Consider the following 15,950-nt stretch of genomic DNA (forward strand, 5'->3'; position numbering starts at 1 on the left):
CAGGCTGGCCATGCGCTTTTCCGGCAAATTTCGACAGTGCCGCCCATCTGGCCCACGACACGTTCCAGGATAAAAAAATGCATCGTTACCGCAGCCACACCTGTGCCGCTCTCCGCAAGTCCGACGTCGGCGAAACCGTTCGCCTTTCCGGTTGGGTTCATCGCGTGCGAGATCATGGCGGCGTTCTCTTCATCGACCTTCGCGACCATTACGGCATCACCCAGGTCGTTGCCGATCCTGACAGCCCGGCCTTCAAGGTTGCCGAGACGGTTCGCGGCGAATGGGTCATCCGCATCGACGGCCTCGTCAAGGCGCGCTCGGAAGACACCGTCAACAAGGGCATGGCGACCGGCGAGATCGAGCTTTATGCGCAGGAAATCGAGGTTCTCGGCGTTGCCAAGGAACTGCCGCTGCCGGTCTTCGGCGAGCCTGACTATCCTGAAGACGTTCGCCTGAAATACCGCTTTCTCGATCTTCGCCGCGAAACGCTGCACAAGAACATCGTCAAGCGCACGCAGATCATCTCCGCCATGCGCACCGGCATGGCCGATGCCGGTTTCGCCGAATATACGACGCCGATCCTCACCGCTTCCTCGCCGGAAGGCGCGCGCGACTTCCTCGTGCCCTCGCGCATCCATGAAGGCAAGTTCTTCGCGCTGCCGCAGGCGCCGCAGCAGTATAAGCAGCTTCTGATGGTGGCCGGTTTCGACCGTTATTTCCAGATCGCGCCGTGCTTCCGCGATGAAGACCCGCGCGCTGACCGCCTGCCGGGCGAGTTCTACCAGCTCGACGTCGAAATGAGCTTCGTGACCCAGGAAGATGTCTGGACCACGATGGAGCCGATGATGACGGCCGTGTTCGAGAAATTCGCCGAAGGCAAGCCGGTTACCAAAGAGTGGCCGCGCATTCCCTATGACGAGGCGATCCGCAAATATGGCTCCGACAAGCCGGATCTGCGCAACCCGATCGTCATGGAAGCCGTGACCGAACATTTCGACGGTTCGGGCTTCAAGGTCTTCGCCAACATGATCGCTTCCAACCCCAAGGTTCAGGTCTGGGCCATCCCGGCCAAGACCGGTGGTTCGCGCGCTTTCTGCGACCGCATGAATGCATGGGCGCAGTCTCAGGGCCAGCCCGGCCTCGGCTACATCTTCTGGAAGGAAGAGGACGGCAAGGTCGGCGGTTCCGGTCCGCTCGCCAAGAATATCGGCGAAGAACGCACCGAGGCGCTGCGCCAGCAGCTCGGCCTTGAGGCAGGCGATGCCTGCTTCTTCGTCGCCGGCGATCCCGCCAAGTTCTACAAGTTCGCAGGTGAGGCGCGCACCCGTGCCGCCGACGAGCTGAACCTGATCGATCGCGACCGTTTCGAAATGTGCTGGATCGTCGATTTCCCCTTCTTCGAATATAACGAGGAAGAAAAGAAGATCGACTTCGCCCACAACCCCTTCTCCATGCCGCAGGGCGGTCTGGAAGCGCTGGAAGGGCAGGATCCGCTCTCCATCAAGGCGTTCCAGTATGACGCGGTCTGCAACGGCTTCGAAATCGCCTCCGGCTCGATCCGTAACCAGTCGCCTGAACTGATGGTCAAGGCCTTCGAAAAGGTGGGCCTGTCGCAGAGCGATGTGGAAGAGCGCTTCGGCGGTCTCTACCGTGCCTTCCAGTACGGCGCGCCTCCGCATGGCGGTTGCGCTTTCGGCATCGACCGTGTCGTCATGCTGCTGGTTGGCGCGAAGAACCTGCGCGAAATCACGCTGTTCCCGATGAACCAGCAGGCACAGGACCTCCTGATGAACGCGCCGTCGCCGGCAACGCCGACCCAGCTTCGTGAGCTGGCGCTGCGCGTCGTTCCGTCCAAGAAGGACTGATATGGTGAAGACGCTGCTCGACCGGGTTCGTGCAGCCTTCACCCGTGCATTGGCGGCCGCACTTGCGGCCGCTTTTGCGTTCTGGGTCGCGCATCGGTGGCTGGGCCATCCGCAACCCGTCTTTGCCGCAATCAGCGCGCTTATCTGCCTTGCTCCGGGAATTCCAAGCCATGTTCGCCAGGGCCTTGGCCTGATGGTTGGTGTCACCATCGGCATTCTCGTCGGGGAGATTGCGCTCCTCGTCCCGCATGATGTTGCTGAAATCCGGCTGGCCTCGGCGACCTTCATCGCCATGATCCTCGCCTCCATGTTCGGCCTGCCGCCGGTCGTGCCGATACAGGCTGGCGCCTCGGCCATGCTGGTGCTTTTGATGGGGCCGCAGGCTGCCGGTTTTGTCCGTTTTGTCGATGTGATCGTGGGTGTGGCGACCGGTGTGGCCGTAGCGCTCGTCTTCTTTCGCGAGCGGCTGAAGCTCTAGCGGTCTTGTCATAAAACCTTAATTAAACTGACAAATCCGGTAGATGAGTTCTTAAACCTTCTCAATCATTCATCCCATCGTGAAATCTGCAAACGAGGGTTGAATGTTTTCGCTGATCTCGACGTTTAGAATTGCGCATCGCGTATCCATGCTCGCACTGGCTGCGCTGTGCGGGATCGCCGTCATCGCGGGCATGCTGCTCTGGCAAAGACAGATGGAGGCGCGTTATCGTGTCGCCGAAGAGACGCTGATCGAGCGGGACGGGGTGCTGGCGGCGCTGGAGGACGGTTTGCATGAAAGCCGTCTTCATCAGAGAGATTTTCTGCTGACCCGCGATATGAAATCCGTTGCGCGGTTTGACCAGACGACGGATCAGGTCCGGCAGTCTTTGAACCATCTCGCAGACGAGGCCACACCGCAGACCCGGACGCGGCTCGAAGCGCTCGCGCAGGGTGCTGCTGCCTATTCCGACCGCATGAAGGCGCTGGTCGCCAAGAATGCGGAACTGGGCCTCACCCCCACCGAGGGCCTTGAGGGCGCGATGCGCAATGGCGTGCATTCCATCGAAAAACTCATCGATGTCGTCGCCAATGCCGAAATCCGCGCCAGCATGCTGATGATGCGCCGGCACGAGAAGGATTTCATCCTGCGGCGCGATGAAGCCTATACGGGCAAACATGCAGCCGAGGTTGAAACCTTCAAGGCGCTGGTGAAGCTGGAATACCGGCCGGGCGTGGAGCGCCAGCGCATCATGGATGCACTGGAGATTTACACCGCCTCCTTCCGTTTTTATGCGCAGGCCGTGCTGGAGGAACAGAAGGCGCGGGAAACGGTCGCTTCCGCCTATAATGCGCTGCTGCCCGTCGTCGCGGATATTTCCACGGCCTATCGGCAGGAGCGGGAAGCCAGCGCGCTGGAAAACCAGACCGCGGCGGAAACGACCGTCTCGATCGTCGTCATCCTTATCGCGTTCGCCGTCGTGAGCCTTTTTGCCGGGGTCTACTTCATCGGCCGGTCGATAACCCGTCCGGCGACCGCGATCACTGGCGCTATGCGTCGTCTGGCCGAAGGCGAAACCGAGTTCGCGGTTCCCGGCCTTCGTCGCAGGGATGAGTTTGGCGCCATGGCGCAGGCGCTGGAGATTTTCCGGCAGGCGGCCATCGCCAAGATCGAGCTGGAGCGCCAGGCGCTCGTGGCCCGTCAACGCGCCGAGGATGAAAAGGCCCGGTTCCAGCGCGAGGCGGAGGCACAAGCACAGGCGCGGTTGATGCACGCGACGACCGGACTTGCGGCGGCGCTGCATCGCCTGGCCGAAGGCGATCTATCCTTCGAACTGAACGAGCCCTTCGCGCCGGATTTCGAGGCGCTGCGACACGATCTCAACCGGACGATCCGCCAGCTCGATGCCGCCATGTCCGGCGTCGTGCAGTCGAGCGTCGCGATTGACGGCGGTAGCCAGGAAATCAGCCAGAGCGCTGCCGATCTTGCCCGCCGCACGGAACAGCAGGCCGCCTCGCTCGAAGAGACCGCCGCCGCCCTTGATCAGCTGACGGCAAACATCCGCATTTCGGCGGATCGTGCGGTGGAGGCGCGCTCGGTCGCCCATTCGGCCGATGAGGATGCCAGCCGCACGGCCGATCTCGTCGTCGACACGATCATGGCCATGGAAAAGATCGAGCAATCCTCCGGCAAGATCGGTAGCATCATCAGCGTCATTGACGAGATTGCCTTCCAGACCAACCTTCTTGCTCTGAATGCCGGTGTTGAAGCCGCGCGTGCGGGGGAGGCGGGACGTGGTTTCGCCGTCGTTGCGCAGGAGGTGCGCGAACTGGCGCAGCGCTCCGCAAAGGCCGCCGCCGAGATCAAGGTGCTCATCCGCAACTCCAGCATGGAGGTGAAGGATGGCGCGCGGTTCGTGCGCGAAACCGGTGCCGCCCTGTCGCGCATCGGTGGTTCGGTGAAGACGATCAACGATCATATCGAAGTGATCGCCGCTGCCACGAAGGAGCAGTCGCTCGGGCTTTCCGAAATCAATACCGCCGTCAACCATCTGGATCAGGGCACCCAGCAGAACGCCGCCATGGTCGAGGAGAACAATGCCGCCAGCGCCATGCTGGCCGGTGAGACGGCGCGTCTCAAGCAACTGGTCCACCAGTTCCGGCTGAGCGAAGCGGATATGTGGGATCATCGCCAGCGCGAAGCGGCCTGACCCTTCATTTCCAGACATCGAAAGCGGGCGCGCAACTTGCAGCCCGCTTTTTTGCCGTCTATAGGTGGGCTACTCACCACGGACCCGGTGAAATCCCGGGTGGCTCTTCTGGCCGCCGATCCGCCAGACAACGCAAAGCACCGACATTCTTTTCTAATCTACCGGAGATGTCTCCGGCCGGTGCGTCATACTTTGCGAAAAAATAAAATGAACAGATTTCAGACTTACAGACGTGAGTGGTTTTCCAATATTCGCGGTGATGTCCTTTCCGGCATCGTCGTGGCACTCGCCCTCATTCCCGAAGCGATCGGCTTTTCCGTCATTGCCGGCGTCGATCCCAAGGTGGGGTTGTTCGCATCCTTCGCCATCGCCTGCGTTTCCGCCTTCACCGGCGGCCGTCCCGGCATGATTTCCGCGGCAACTGCCGCCACCGCCGTGCTGATGGTCACGCTCGTCAAGGAACACGGCCTGCAATATCTCTTTGCGGCCACCATCCTCATGGGCGTGCTGCAGATCGCGGCGGGCTTTGCCAGGCTCGGCCGGGTGATGCGCTTCGTCTCGCGCTCGGTCATGACCGGTTTCGTCAACGCGCTGGCGATCCTGATCTTCATGGCGCAATTGCCCGAGCTTATCGGCGTGCCGGTCGAAACCTATGTCATGATCGCGGCAGGACTTGCGATCATCTATCTCTTTCCGCTGGTTACGAAAATCATCCCGTCGCCGCTGGTCGCCATCGTCGTCCTGACCTGCGTGGCGGTGTTTTCCGGCATGGACATCCGCACTGTCGGCGATCTCGGCGAGTTGCCTTCCACATTACCGGTCTTTGCCCTGCCGCAGGTGCCGCTGACCTTCGAAACGCTTCAGATCATCTTTCCCTATTCCGCAGCACTTGCCGCTGTCGGTCTCCTGGAATCGCTGCTGACGGCACAGATCGTCGACGACATGACGGATACGGGCAGCAACAAGAGCCGGGAATGCATCGGGCAGGGGACAGGCAACATCGCGTCTGCGCTCATCGGCGGCATGGGCGGCTGCGCCATGATCGGCCAGTCCGTCATCAATGTCCGCTCCGGCGGCAGGGGCCGGCTCTCCACCTTCGTGGCGGGTGCTTTCCTGCTGTTCCTCATTCTGGTGCTGGACGACCTTGTCCGCATCATTCCGATGGCTGCTCTGGTGGCAGTCATGATCATGGTTTCCATCGGTACCTTCTCGTGGCGCTCGATCCTCGATCTGCGCCGCAATCCGCCGTCCTCCAGCATCGTCATGCTGGTAACGGTCGGCACGGTGCTGGCGACCCATGATCTTGCACGGGGCGTGCTGGCAGGCGTGCTTCTGTCCGGCGTGTTTTTTGCGGGCAAGGTTTCCAGGCTTTTCCACGTCCGCCCTGAACTTGCGGCGGATGGCCGGCAACGCATCTACCGTGTCGATGGCCAGATATTCTTCGCTTCGACCGAAAGCTTCATTGCCGCTTTCGATTTCGCCGAAGAGGTGGAGGCCGTGACGATCGATGTCAGCCAAGCCCATCTCTGGGATATTTCGGCAGTTGGTGCGCTGGACAAGGTGGTCCTGAAATTCCGCAAATCCGGCAAGAGGGTCGAGGTGATCGGCGTCAACGAGGCGAGCGCCCATATGATCGACCGTTTCGCCCTGCACGACAAGCAGGATGGCGCGGCAGCCCCGCTCCACTGACCAGAAGTGAAAAGCCCCGGCGGAAACCGGGGCTTTTTATTATGCTATTCGTTTGCCGTCACCGTGACGCCGAGCATTTTCGGCAGGGTGTTCGGCGCGCCCATCGCGGCGCCCATGATCATCGGGAACGGAACCGGCTTTTCCGGCTCTGCCGTAATGGTGAAGTTCTTCGGATTGTCGATATAGGTGTTGATCGCGGCCGACACCATGTTCTGCAGGTCCGGAACATTGAGCGAGGCCATCATGATGGGCGCCATGCCCTTGATGGTCTGGGAAAGTTGCTCGCCCGTCATGCCCTGCTGGCTTGCGGCGTAGTCGATGGCGCGCTTGGTGATGCTGGCGTCCTCGAAACTGATTTCGGCATTGACGAAGGAAAGCTGCTGCATCAGGCCAAGCATGGCAAGGCTTGCAGCCTGATCCGCCTGTTCCTTGTTCGGATTGGCGGCCTGCGCCTTCACCGTTTCCTGCATCGACTTGATGAAGTCGAGCGTGTAGCCGGAGAAGCCGAACGACATGTTGAGACGGCCGATATTGTCGAGGTCGATGGCATATTCCTCGACATCGACGGTGCCGGAAGCCACTTGCCAGCTGCCGCTCATGGTCATGTCGCCGGAAAGCGCCTTGAGTTCGAGTTTCTCGATGGCGTCTTTCGTGCCGGGATCGGTGACTTCGCTGAGATCCGCCTTGAAGCCGGATGCGTCGAGTTCGAAGCCGATCGATGCCTTGTCGTCGCTGACGGACATGGTGGCGGTGCTTTCCTCAAGCGAGAAAGCCTGCTTGCCATCGACAGAAACGGAAATCGGACCGCTATGCGCCTCATCATAGAACATCAGCGCATCGACCGTGCCGGTCGTGGCGTCAGCAGGAATGGTGAGACCGGACATGTAGATGTCGCTGGCCTTGATCTCCACGTTTTCCTGCTTGTAATCGATATTGTCGAAACGCGCGTTCTTGATGGTGTAGCCGCCGTTGTTTTCCTGGACGTCCTCAAGCGTGATGTTGCCGACCGGGATTTTTTTGGCCGGATCGGCGACCGAGTTGAAGGTCACGCCGTTCAGCGTCACGGTGGAGCCGTTGACGGCGACCGAGCCGGCTGTGATTTCGCCACCCTGTGCGGCGTAGGCGGCATTGATCTTCTTCAGCACATCGCCGCCATCAAGCGCGAAAGCCGGCGCCGAAAGCACAAGAAGCGCGGCACTTGCGAAAAGAACTTGCCGGGTGGATTTCAGTCTCATGATGTTTCTTCCCTCAATGTGCAGATGCGCACCGTGTTCTAGATATGGATGGTGACATTTATATTCGCGATTATTCAAAGGTCTACAGGATTTAGATCGATTCGTATGACGGCGGCATTGCGGCATTTACAACGCGGTTAATAAAAAACCTCATGAAAGAGGTGGTTTCATCCACAGGGCAGACCCCTGAATTTCTTGCCGGGAATCGGCATTTCGGCTAGTCAAGCACCATGGGAAAAAATCTTGTACCTCCGTCAGGCGGAGACGATAACATTCATCCGGTCGATTTGAAGGCGGCGCTTGAAGAGCGCTACCTCGCTTACGCCCTGTCCACGATCATGCATCGTGCGCTGCCGGATGTGCGCGACGGCCTGAAGCCGGTTCACCGCCGCATCATCCACGCCATGAGCGAGATGGGCATCCGCCCCAACTCGGCCTTCAAGAAATGCGCCCGTATCGTCGGCGACGTGATCGGTAAATTCCACCCGCATGGCGACCAGTCGGTCTACGATGCGCTGGTGCGTCTCGCGCAGGATTTCTCGCAGCGTTATCCGATCGTGGACGGGCAGGGCAATTTCGGCAACATCGATGGCGACGGCGCCGCTGCCTATCGTTACACCGAAGCGCGCATGACCGATGTGGCGGCGCTGCTGCTGGAGGGCATTGGCGAGGACGCGGTGGATTTCCGCGCCACCTATAACGAGGAAGACGAAGAACCCGTCGTTCTGCCGGGCGCCTTCCCCAATCTGCTTGCCAACGGGGCCTCCGGCATCGCCGTGGGCATGGCGACATCGATCCCGCCGCACAATGCGCACGAACTTTGCGACGCGGCGCTTTATCTCATCAAGCATCCGGATGCATCGGTGGAAAAGCTCGTGGAATTCATTCCCGGCCCTGACCTGCCGACCGGCGGTGTGATTGTCGAAAGCCGCGAGAATATTCTCGATGCCTATAAGACGGGTCGCGGCGGTTTTCGCGTGCGTGCCAAATGGGAAACGGAAGATCTCGGACGCGGCGGTTATCAGATCGTCATCACCGAAATCCCTTTCCAGGTGCAGAAGTCGCGCCTGATCGAAAAGATCGCCGAACTGCTGCTTGCCCGCAAGCTGCCGCTGCTCGAGGATGTCAGAGACGAATCCGCCGAAGACGTGCGCATCGTGCTGGTGCCAAAGAGCCGCACCGTCGATGCGACGCTCCTGATGGAATCCCTGTTCCGCCTGTCCGACCTCGAAAGCCGCCTGCCGCTCAACATGAACGTGCTGTCGCTTGGCAAGGTGCCGAAGGTGATGGCGCTGAACGAGGTGCTGAGCGAATGGCTGGCGCACCGCAAGGACGTGCTGGTCCGCCGTTCCCGCCATCGTCTTGCGGCCATCGACCGCAGGCTCGAGATTCTCGGCGGCCTGCTCGTCGCTTACCTCAATCTCGACGAGGTGATCCGTATCATCCGCGAGGAGGACGAGCCGAAACAGGTGATGATGGCGAAATGGTCTCTCACCGACAATCAGGCCGAAGCCATCCTCAACATGCGGCTGCGCAATCTGCGCAAGCTGGAAGAATTCGAAATCCGCAAGGAATTCGACGAACTCAGCAACGAGAAGGCCGAAATCGAGGGGCTGCTCGCCTCCGATGAAAAGCAGTGGCAGACGGTCGCCTGGGAAATCGGCGAGGTCAAAAAGAAATATGCCAAGGCAACCGAGATCGGCCGTCGCCGCACGCAGTTTGCGGATGCGCCAGATGCCGATATCGAGGCCATCCAGCAGGCGATGATCGAAAAGGAACCGGTCACCATCGTCATTTCGCAGAAGGGCTGGATCAGGGCGCTGAAGGGACACATGTCCGATACGTCGTCGCTCACCTTCAAGGAAGGCGACGGCCCGAAACTTGCCTTCCCGGCGCAGACCACCGACAAGCTGTTGCTGCTGACGACGGGCGGCAAGGCCTATACGCTCGGCGCCGACAAGCTGCCCGGCGGTCGCGGCCATGGCGAGCCGATCCGTATCATGGTCGACATGGAGAACGATCAGGACATCCTGACGGCCTTCGTCCACGATCCGTCGCGTAAACTTCTGCTCGTCTCGACCGCAGGCAACGGCTTCATCGTGGCCGAAAGCGAGATGGTCGCCAATACCCGCAAGGGCAAGCAGATCATGAATGTCTCCATGCCCGACGAGGCCAAGCTCGCCGTGCAGGTCACGGGCGACCATGTCGCCGTCGTCGGCGAAAACCGCAAGCTGCTCGCCTTCCCGCTGTCGCAGGTGCCGGAAATGTCGCGCGGTAAGGGCGTGCGCCTGCAGCGCTACAAGGATGGCGGTGTCGTGGACGTGAAATGCTTCGCGCTCGCGGATGGCTTGAGCTGGTCCGACACGGCCGGGCGTCTCTTTACCAAGGTTGGCGAAGAATTGCGCGAATGGCTGGCCGACCGCGCCACCGTCGGCCGTACTGTGCCGAAGGGTTTTCCGCGTAGCGGGAAGTTTGGCGGGTAACGCAGCCCGACGTTTATGGGATATCGAAAAAGCGCCGCGTATCGAAATGATATGCGGCGTTTCCGTTTAGGCAAGTGGGACCGCGTGGTCTTTGAGGAAAAGACATGCGCCTTCCTCGTCTATTTCACCGGCGGCGACGTTCAGAACGAAAGTATAGAGAGTAGCTTCGTCGGTCTCGATCATGTAGCCGTTTTCCATCAGAAAAACACCGGCGGCAACGATGGCGATCCGCTTGTTGCCATCGATAAAGGCGTGATTGCGTGCGAGTCCAAAGAGATAAGCTGCAGCAAGTTCACACGGATCGTCTGCACCATAACCCGCTTTGTTTATCGGTCGGTGCAGAGCGGATTCGAGTATACCTTCATCACGCAGGCCATGAACGCCGCCAAAACGCTCTATTTGCATGACATGTAATTGCTTGACGATGTCGCTTCGAAGAAAGATGAAGTCCGTCATTCGGCGAGTTTCTTCAAGGCAACTTTGTATTTGTCCATAAAGACACGTGCGTGATCGAGCTGCCGTGCGAAATCCGCGTCAGCAACACGCAGCTCAAAGCCGCCGTTTTTTTCTTCGATGGCAAGTGTGTCGCCCGTCTTGAGGCCCATGCGATCCAAGACTTCCTTAGGAATGATAATACCTTCGGAATTACCGATCTTGCGGATTGTGACATTCATGACGCTAACTCCTGTTATAACGATGTTATAACACATGAGGTTTTGTCATTCAACGGGCAGGTTTGGACGCATCGTCAGACTTTATCGCCTGCCTCGCCGGATGGCGTGTAAACCTCCCACCCGCGCGGTGTCAGATGCTCCTGCGGATGATAGCGCGTCTTGTATCCCATCTTTTCCGAACCATCGACCCAGTAGCCGAGATAGACGTGCGGCAGGCCGAGCGCGCGGGTGCGGGTGATGTGGTCCATGATCATGAAGGTGCCCAGCGAGCGTTTTTCGAGATCGGGGTTGAAGAAGGAATAGACCATCGACAGCCCGTCGCTCATCACGTCGCTTAGCGCCACGGCCAGAAGTTCGCCGCGCTTGCTGGAATCGATGCCGGAGCCCGGTTCGCGCACGCGGTATTCGATGATGCGGGTGTTCACATGCGTATCCTCGACCATGATCGCATAATCCAGCGCTGACATGTCGGACATGCCGCCTGACTGGTGCCGGTGGTCGAGATAGCGGCGAAACAGCGAGAACTGCTCGGTGGAGGGTTCGGCCGCGTGGACGGTGGCGACGACATCCCTGTTGATGGAGAGAACGCGCCGCATCGATTTTGTCGGCTGAAACTGTTCGGTCAGGATGCGCACGGAAACGCAGGCGCGGCAGTTTTCGCAAGCCGGGCGATAGGCGATGTTCTGTGAACGCCTGAAACCGCCCTGGGTCAGAAGGTCGTTCATTTCCGACGCACGCGGGCCGACCAGATGCGTAAAGACCTTCCGCTCCATTTGGTTCGGCAGGTAGGGGCAGGTGGCTGGTGCCGTAAGATAGAATTGGGGAGAGGGCGTCGCCTGCGTGTTCATCGAACCGTGATCGCCTCCTGCGTCTGTTATGAAAGCGCGCCGCGATTTCACGGGGCTGGCGGCGGCGCTTCAAGCGACAAGCATAATGTCACAGAATGGCAAAATGCCGGAAAACGTCAACTGCGAGATACGGCATTTGCCTGATATGAAAGCCACGTTTACGTGGCTTTCGGCAATATCAGCGCGTTCTGACGATAACGGTGCCAAGCAGGAAGTCATGAACGAGGCGCGAGCGCTCGGTAAACAGGCCCGCAAGCAGAATCAACGGGGTCAGAACCGAGTTGATGACCCAGAAAAGCACGATGTGAACGGTCGAAAGAAGAAAATCGATTCGCCGTCCGTCCATGCGCGCCATAGCGATGCCCATCGCCCGCATGCCGGGGGTCGCCTGCGACGGGCCGCCGAGCGTCATGCCGAAATAAAGCACCGCAACGATGACGAACAGCGCCGGATAGAGGAAGAAGCCGAGACCCAGCGTGATCACGCCGAGAAAGAAGACAATCACGGCCGCCGGAATGCACAGCAGGAGAACGATCGCATAATCGATCAGGAACGCGAAGACGCGCCGGCTCAGGACGCCGCTATAGGCGCGCCAGTCATCCGGTGCGATATAGGTGGGGTTCTGGTCGAGGTTCATCGGTCGTTTTCTCCTGAGAGGTTCTGACAGCTCGGCACATATGCCGTGTCAGCAGACAATATGGGAAGCAAACGACCGAATACAATAAGCGCCAGCTTTCGTGTAGCCTGTCAGCCCTTTGCGAGTTTGCGTGCGGCCTCGATGGCGAAATAGGTCAGGATGCCATCGCAGCCCGCACGCTTGAAACAGAGAAGCGTTTCCATCATCACGCGCTCCCCGTCGATCCAGCCATGCATGGCCGCGGCCTTGATCTGGGTATATTCGCCGGACACCTGATAGGCGAAGGTCGGCAGGCCGAAATTCTCCTTCAGCCGCCAGCAGATGTCGAGATAGGGCAGGCCGGGTTTGACCATCAGCATGTCAGCGCCTTCCTCAACGTCGAGCGCGGCGTCGCGGATCGCCTCCATGCCGTTTGCCGGGCTGATATAGTAGCTGTTCTTGTCGCCCTTCAGCAGGCCGGCCGTGGAAATGGCCTCGCGATAGGGGCCGTAATAACCGGAGGCGAATTTCGTGGCGTAGGCCATGATGCCGACATTCTGATGCCCGGCCGCATCGAGACCGCGACGGATGGCGCCGATGCGGCCATCCATCATCTCCGAGGGAGAAATAATGTCCGAACCGGCTTCGGCCTGAAGGATTGCCGCCCGCACGACCTGTTCCACGGTCTCGTCATTGACGATCTCGTCGCCGCGCAGAATGCCGTCATGCCCATGGCTGGTGAAGGGATCAAGCGCGACGTCGGTGATCATGCCGATATTCGGAACGGCTTTTTTGACCGCGATGGTCGCTTGATTGATGAGGTTGTTGGCCTCTAGCGCGTTCGAACCGGTTTCGTCACGCAGGTCCATCTCGATATTCGGGAAGGTCGCGATTGCCGGAATGCCGAGATCGGCGGCTTCCTTCGCCGCTTCGACCAGCCTGTCGACGCTCATCCGGCTGACGCCGGGCATCGCCGGAATGGGGTCGAGGATATTGCTTCCAGGCACGATGAAGACCGGCCAGATGAGATCATCGACGGTCAGGCGGCTTTCCTGAACCAGACGCCGCGTCCAGTCCGCCTTGCGGTTGCGGCGCATGCGACGATGGCCGGTGATCTCGTCGACCAGATGCGTTTTGTCCTGCATATAAAAATATCCTTCGTATCCCGCCCATTCTGGAAAGCTCCATAACACGGAGGGCGCACGATGCGAATGCGACAATTTTTCTGCAATGGTGTTGGGGAATAATGCGGCGTTACCGGGAGTTGACACGGTCGATTGTGCAAACCTGGCGGAACAGGCCAGTAGGAGTGATAGATGCAAACGACGAAGCTTGAGCGGATCGCGGCTGGATATGCCCTTCCGCCCGGTGTCGCGGGACTTTCCCTGGCAATCGAGCAACGGTCCACCGGATTTTCCTGGCGGCTCGGCGACGAGCAGCGGCCTTATTTCATCGCCAGCATTACCAAGTTGTTCACGGCAGCTTTGATCGTCCAGCTGTGCGAGGAGCACAAGCTCATACTAGGTGCCCGCGCCTCGGATCTGCTCGGATGCGAGATGATGGCTGGTCTCAATATTCAGGGTGGACATGATTTCGGATCGCAGGTCACGATCGGTGAACTTCTGGCCCATACCTCCGGCATTCCGGACTATTTCGAGCAGAGGCGGCCGGATGGAGAAACGGTCCTCGCCGATCTGCTCAAGGCAGACAGGGGTTGGAACTTCGAGGAACTCCTGTCCATTTCCCGCTCCATGAAGGCTCGCTTTGCGCCCTCCACGCCGGGAAAGGCGTTCTACAGCGACACCAACTACATGCTGCTCGGTCGAATCGTCGAAATTCTGGACGGTTGTTCTTATGAAAATGCGCTCCGCAACCGTATCTTTCAGCCGTTGGCGCTGAAGGATACCTGGCTCTTCACGCCTGCGACGCTTGATCGCTATAGCGATGTCACAGCTGTTATGTATCGAAACACGCCTCTGCATACTCCCAAAGCCCTGGCTTCGTTTGCCGCCGAAGGCGCCATCGTCTCGACCATGCGGGACCAGATCCGGTTTCTGCGCGCTTTCATCGGGGGTGAGCTGTTTCCCCAAACCAGCCTCATGGGGATGACGGCACAATGGCGCTCGATCTTCTCGCCGTTCGTGCCTCTTTCCTATGGCATCGGTGTCATGCGGTTCAGCATTCCGCGCTGGCAGTCGCCTTTCTTTCGGGTACCCGCCATGATCGGGCATTCCGGCGTCTTCGGGACTATGCTGTTTTATGTGCCGGACCGCGATCTCTACATCGCCGGGACTGTCAACCAAATGGTGCCGCGCAGTCTTGCCTATCGCCTGCTGGTGCGCATTGCCCTGACCTTCTAGAGAAAGAAGGCGCGGCCCGTTAAAGGTCCAGCGGTTCCACACCTGTCGCAAATGGGCCTTGCTGCTTTGACAAGACGAACCACCGAATTCAATATGGGCTGGTCGCCCGCCCGTCGAGACCGTATCTTCCGGCCATGGAACCTGATTCTCAACCTCTGCCGAAGCGTCCGCTTACGGAAATCCTCTTTCTGGTCTTCATGAGGCTGGTCGCGGTTTCCTGTTTCTGGTTCGGCTTGCAATATTGGGCGATGCTGACGGGATATTCGCTGGGAGGGCATGGACGGTTCGATATGCTGAACCTGCCCTGGCGGGTGGCGGGCAGCGCGCTTGCGGTGATTTTCCCGGTCGCGGCGCTCGGTCTCTGGCTCGGCGCTTCCTGGGGGGCTGTCATGTGGGTCATGGGGGCGGGCGCTCAGATCGCCATGTACAAGGTGTGGCCGCACATCTTCGGCGCCAACACGCTCGTACCCGTCATGCACGGCCTGGTGGCAACCATTTATATACTATTTCTGGTCGCTTTCTGGCTGGATCAGCGCCAAAATGAAGAGCGCGCAAGAATTGATTTACCATAAGAATAAAGCAATTCGGCCCGATTTCGGGCCTGATTTTATCGCTAAGCCATTGATTTATAATGATTTGCTGGGAACCATTCCCGCTTCGCCACAAGTTCGGCCCCTTTGGAAAAATGCAGGTAACCATTTGTTAATCGTAGCTTTTAAGTAGAATTTTATGCGCATTGATTAGGTTCTCACTCAAGGCGGGAGACAAACAAACACACCGCCAAACAAAACAGTGAGGCAGTCATGATCAATAGCAAAGTTAAGCCCCAGGCCGTTGTTGCCGATGCACATGAAGATACCATCCGTTCGCTCTACATGGAGTCGCTGCATCTGGTGGAACGTCTCCACCGCCGCCTTCTCGATGTCATCAAGGACGAGTTCGACCGTCAGGGTCGCGATGACGTCAACGCCGTTCAGGCACTCCTGCTGTTCAATATCGGCAATTCCGAACTGACGGCCGGCGAGCTTCGTTCACGCGGTTATTACCTCGGCTCCAACGTTTCCTACAACGTCAAGAAGCTGGTCGACCTCGGTCTCATCAACCACCAGCGTTCGCGTGTCGACCGGCGCTCGGTCCGCATCAGCCTGACCGAAAAGGGCCAGGAAATCGCCGAAACCGTTGCGCGTCTCTACGAACGCCACGTCGGCTCGATCGAAAAGGTCGGCGGCATCGGCACCGGTGAGTTCTCCGAAATGAACAAGCTGCTGCAGCGTCTGGACCGTTTCTGGAACGACTCGATCGCCTATCGTCTTTAATACCGCGACGGTTTCACTGTTTAAGCCGGGGGCATGACTTTGCCTCCGGCTTGCGGATTCGCCTCGGAACGTTCCCCGTTTCAGCGTGTCAACCCCGGCTCACAAACCAGGCCTTCGCCCCTTTTTGCAGGGGATACAAAGCTTCGTGAGAAAAGGCTCGTGACACGAATTGGCCAT

Annotated in this window: 14 protein-coding genes and 1 other annotated feature; of the genes, 8 read left to right on the forward strand and 6 right to left on the reverse strand. The window is 59.2% G+C overall.

The features are described 5' to 3' along the window. Positions 1-77 precede the first annotated feature (77 nt). The 4 genes from aspS to JZY08_RS04410 all read left to right on the forward strand — a co-directional run bounded on the left by aspS (position 78) and on the right by JZY08_RS04410 (position 6,241). On the forward strand, positions 78-1,865 hold the full coding sequence (aspS, locus tag JZY08_RS04395) for an aspartate--tRNA ligase (protein ID WP_078054068.1): 1,788 nt from the start codon (positions 78-80) through the stop codon (positions 1,863-1,865). 1 nt (position 1,866) lies between these two features. Then, positions 1,867-2,343 carry an aromatic acid exporter family protein gene (locus tag JZY08_RS04400; RefSeq protein WP_003496707.1) on the forward strand — a complete coding sequence of 159 codons (477 nt, stop codon included), beginning with the start codon at positions 1,867-1,869 and terminating at the stop codon, positions 2,341-2,343. Between the two features lie 103 nt (positions 2,344-2,446). After that, entirely contained in the window at positions 2,447-4,552 is a 2,106-nt protein-coding gene (locus tag JZY08_RS04405) for a methyl-accepting chemotaxis protein (RefSeq protein ID WP_216331118.1), read from the forward strand. 77 nt (positions 4,553-4,629) lie between these two features. Next, positions 4,630-4,685, forward strand: a sequence feature (sul1 is cis-regulatory element that is thought to sense ions involved in sulfur or methionine metabolism; They are found in Alphaproteobacteria). Positions 4,686-4,759: 74 nt separating this feature from the next. Next, positions 4,760-6,241 (forward strand): SulP family inorganic anion transporter, encoded by a 1,482-nt coding sequence (locus JZY08_RS04410; RefSeq protein ID WP_082184095.1) that lies wholly within the window; start codon positions 4,760-4,762, stop codon positions 6,239-6,241. Positions 6,242-6,285: 44 nt separating this feature from the next. Here JZY08_RS04410 and JZY08_RS04415 read toward each other — a convergent pair whose 3' ends face one another. After that, positions 6,286-7,476 carry a hypothetical protein gene (locus JZY08_RS04415; RefSeq protein WP_082184096.1) on the reverse strand — a complete coding sequence of 397 codons (1,191 nt, stop codon included), beginning with the start codon at positions 7,474-7,476 and terminating at the stop codon, positions 6,286-6,288. A gap of 230 nt (positions 7,477-7,706) precedes the next feature. On the opposite strand from JZY08_RS04415, the gene parC reads away from it, so the two are divergent. Further along, complete coding sequence (parC, locus tag JZY08_RS04420; RefSeq protein WP_216331119.1) at positions 7,707-9,959, forward strand: DNA topoisomerase IV subunit A; 2,253 nt, start codon at positions 7,707-7,709, stop codon at positions 9,957-9,959. A gap of 66 nt (positions 9,960-10,025) precedes the next feature. Here the strand turns inward: parC and JZY08_RS04425 are convergent, their stop codons facing one another. The 5 genes from JZY08_RS04425 to hemB form a co-directional block, all read right to left on the reverse strand. Further along, positions 10,026-10,415 (reverse strand): type II toxin-antitoxin system death-on-curing family toxin, encoded by a 390-nt coding sequence (locus JZY08_RS04425; protein ID WP_216331120.1) that lies wholly within the window; start codon positions 10,413-10,415, stop codon positions 10,026-10,028. Continuing rightward, positions 10,412-10,633, reverse strand: a complete 222-nt coding sequence (locus tag JZY08_RS04430; protein WP_216331121.1) for an AbrB/MazE/SpoVT family DNA-binding domain-containing protein — start codon at positions 10,631-10,633, stop codon at positions 10,412-10,414. Before JZY08_RS04430 ends, JZY08_RS04425 begins: the two co-directional genes overlap by 4 nt. A gap of 74 nt (positions 10,634-10,707) precedes the next feature. After that, positions 10,708-11,481 (reverse strand): arginyltransferase, encoded by a 774-nt coding sequence (locus JZY08_RS04435; protein ID WP_216331122.1) that lies wholly within the window; start codon positions 11,479-11,481, stop codon positions 10,708-10,710. 178 nt (positions 11,482-11,659) lie between these two features. Further along, positions 11,660-12,118 carry an RDD family protein gene (locus JZY08_RS04440; protein ID WP_082184101.1) on the reverse strand — a complete coding sequence of 153 codons (459 nt, stop codon included), beginning with the start codon at positions 12,116-12,118 and terminating at the stop codon, positions 11,660-11,662. A 110-nt stretch (positions 12,119-12,228) separates the two neighbouring features. Continuing rightward, positions 12,229-13,242 carry a porphobilinogen synthase gene (hemB, locus tag JZY08_RS04445; protein ID WP_137037429.1) on the reverse strand — a complete coding sequence of 338 codons (1,014 nt, stop codon included), beginning with the start codon at positions 13,240-13,242 and terminating at the stop codon, positions 12,229-12,231. A 171-nt stretch (positions 13,243-13,413) separates the two neighbouring features. On the opposite strand from hemB, the gene JZY08_RS04450 reads away from it, so the two are divergent. The 3 genes from JZY08_RS04450 to JZY08_RS04460 all read left to right on the forward strand — a co-directional run bounded on the left by JZY08_RS04450 (position 13,414) and on the right by JZY08_RS04460 (position 15,773). Next, complete coding sequence (locus JZY08_RS04450) at positions 13,414-14,457, forward strand: serine hydrolase (protein ID WP_216331123.1); 1,044 nt, start codon at positions 13,414-13,416, stop codon at positions 14,455-14,457. Positions 14,458-14,591: 134 nt separating this feature from the next. Next, positions 14,592-15,029, forward strand: a complete 438-nt coding sequence (locus JZY08_RS04455; RefSeq protein ID WP_003496683.1) for a DUF6163 family protein — start codon at positions 14,592-14,594, stop codon at positions 15,027-15,029. 234 nt (positions 15,030-15,263) lie between these two features. After that, positions 15,264-15,773, forward strand: coding sequence for a MarR family winged helix-turn-helix transcriptional regulator (locus JZY08_RS04460; RefSeq protein ID WP_026363448.1), 510 nt, complete (start codon positions 15,264-15,266; stop codon positions 15,771-15,773). Positions 15,774-15,950: the final 177 nt, after the last annotated feature.

The sequence above is a fragment of the Rhizobium sp. X9 genome (genome assembly GCF_018873185.1).
In the GTDB taxonomy this organism is placed as follows: Bacteria; Pseudomonadota; Alphaproteobacteria; order Rhizobiales; family Rhizobiaceae; genus Agrobacterium; species Agrobacterium oryzihabitans.

Bases quoted from the DNA above. Each gene is read 5' to 3' on its own strand.
- JZY08_RS04400 (WP_003496707.1), top strand. From the start codon at position 1,867: ATGGTGAAGACGCTGCTCGACCGGGTTCGTGCAGCCTTCACCCGTGCA.
- JZY08_RS04410 (WP_082184095.1), top strand. From the start codon at position 4,760: ATGAACAGATTTCAGACTTACAGACGTGAGTGGTTTTCCAATATTCGC.
- JZY08_RS04450 (WP_216331123.1), top strand. From the start codon at position 13,414: ATGCAAACGACGAAGCTTGAGCGGATCGCGGCTGGATATGCCCTTCCG.
- parC (WP_216331119.1), top strand. From the start codon at position 7,707: ATGGGAAAAAATCTTGTACCTCCGTCAGGCGGAGACGATAACATTCAT.
- hemB (WP_137037429.1), bottom strand. From the start codon at position 13,242: ATGCAGGACAAAACGCATCTGGTCGACGAGATCACCGGCCATCGTCGC.
- JZY08_RS04455 (WP_003496683.1), top strand. From the start codon at position 14,592: ATGGAACCTGATTCTCAACCTCTGCCGAAGCGTCCGCTTACGGAAATC.
- JZY08_RS04405 (WP_216331118.1), top strand. From the start codon at position 2,447: ATGTTTTCGCTGATCTCGACGTTTAGAATTGCGCATCGCGTATCCATG.
- JZY08_RS04425 (WP_216331120.1), bottom strand. From the start codon at position 10,415: ATGACGGACTTCATCTTTCTTCGAAGCGACATCGTCAAGCAATTACAT.
- JZY08_RS04430 (WP_216331121.1), bottom strand. From the start codon at position 10,633: ATGAATGTCACAATCCGCAAGATCGGTAATTCCGAAGGTATTATCATT.
- JZY08_RS04440 (WP_082184101.1), bottom strand. From the start codon at position 12,118: ATGAACCTCGACCAGAACCCCACCTATATCGCACCGGATGACTGGCGC.
- JZY08_RS04435 (WP_216331122.1), bottom strand. From the start codon at position 11,481: ATGAACACGCAGGCGACGCCCTCTCCCCAATTCTATCTTACGGCACCA.
- aspS (WP_078054068.1), top strand. From the start codon at position 78: ATGCATCGTTACCGCAGCCACACCTGTGCCGCTCTCCGCAAGTCCGAC.
- JZY08_RS04415 (WP_082184096.1), bottom strand. From the start codon at position 7,476: ATGAGACTGAAATCCACCCGGCAAGTTCTTTTCGCAAGTGCCGCGCTT.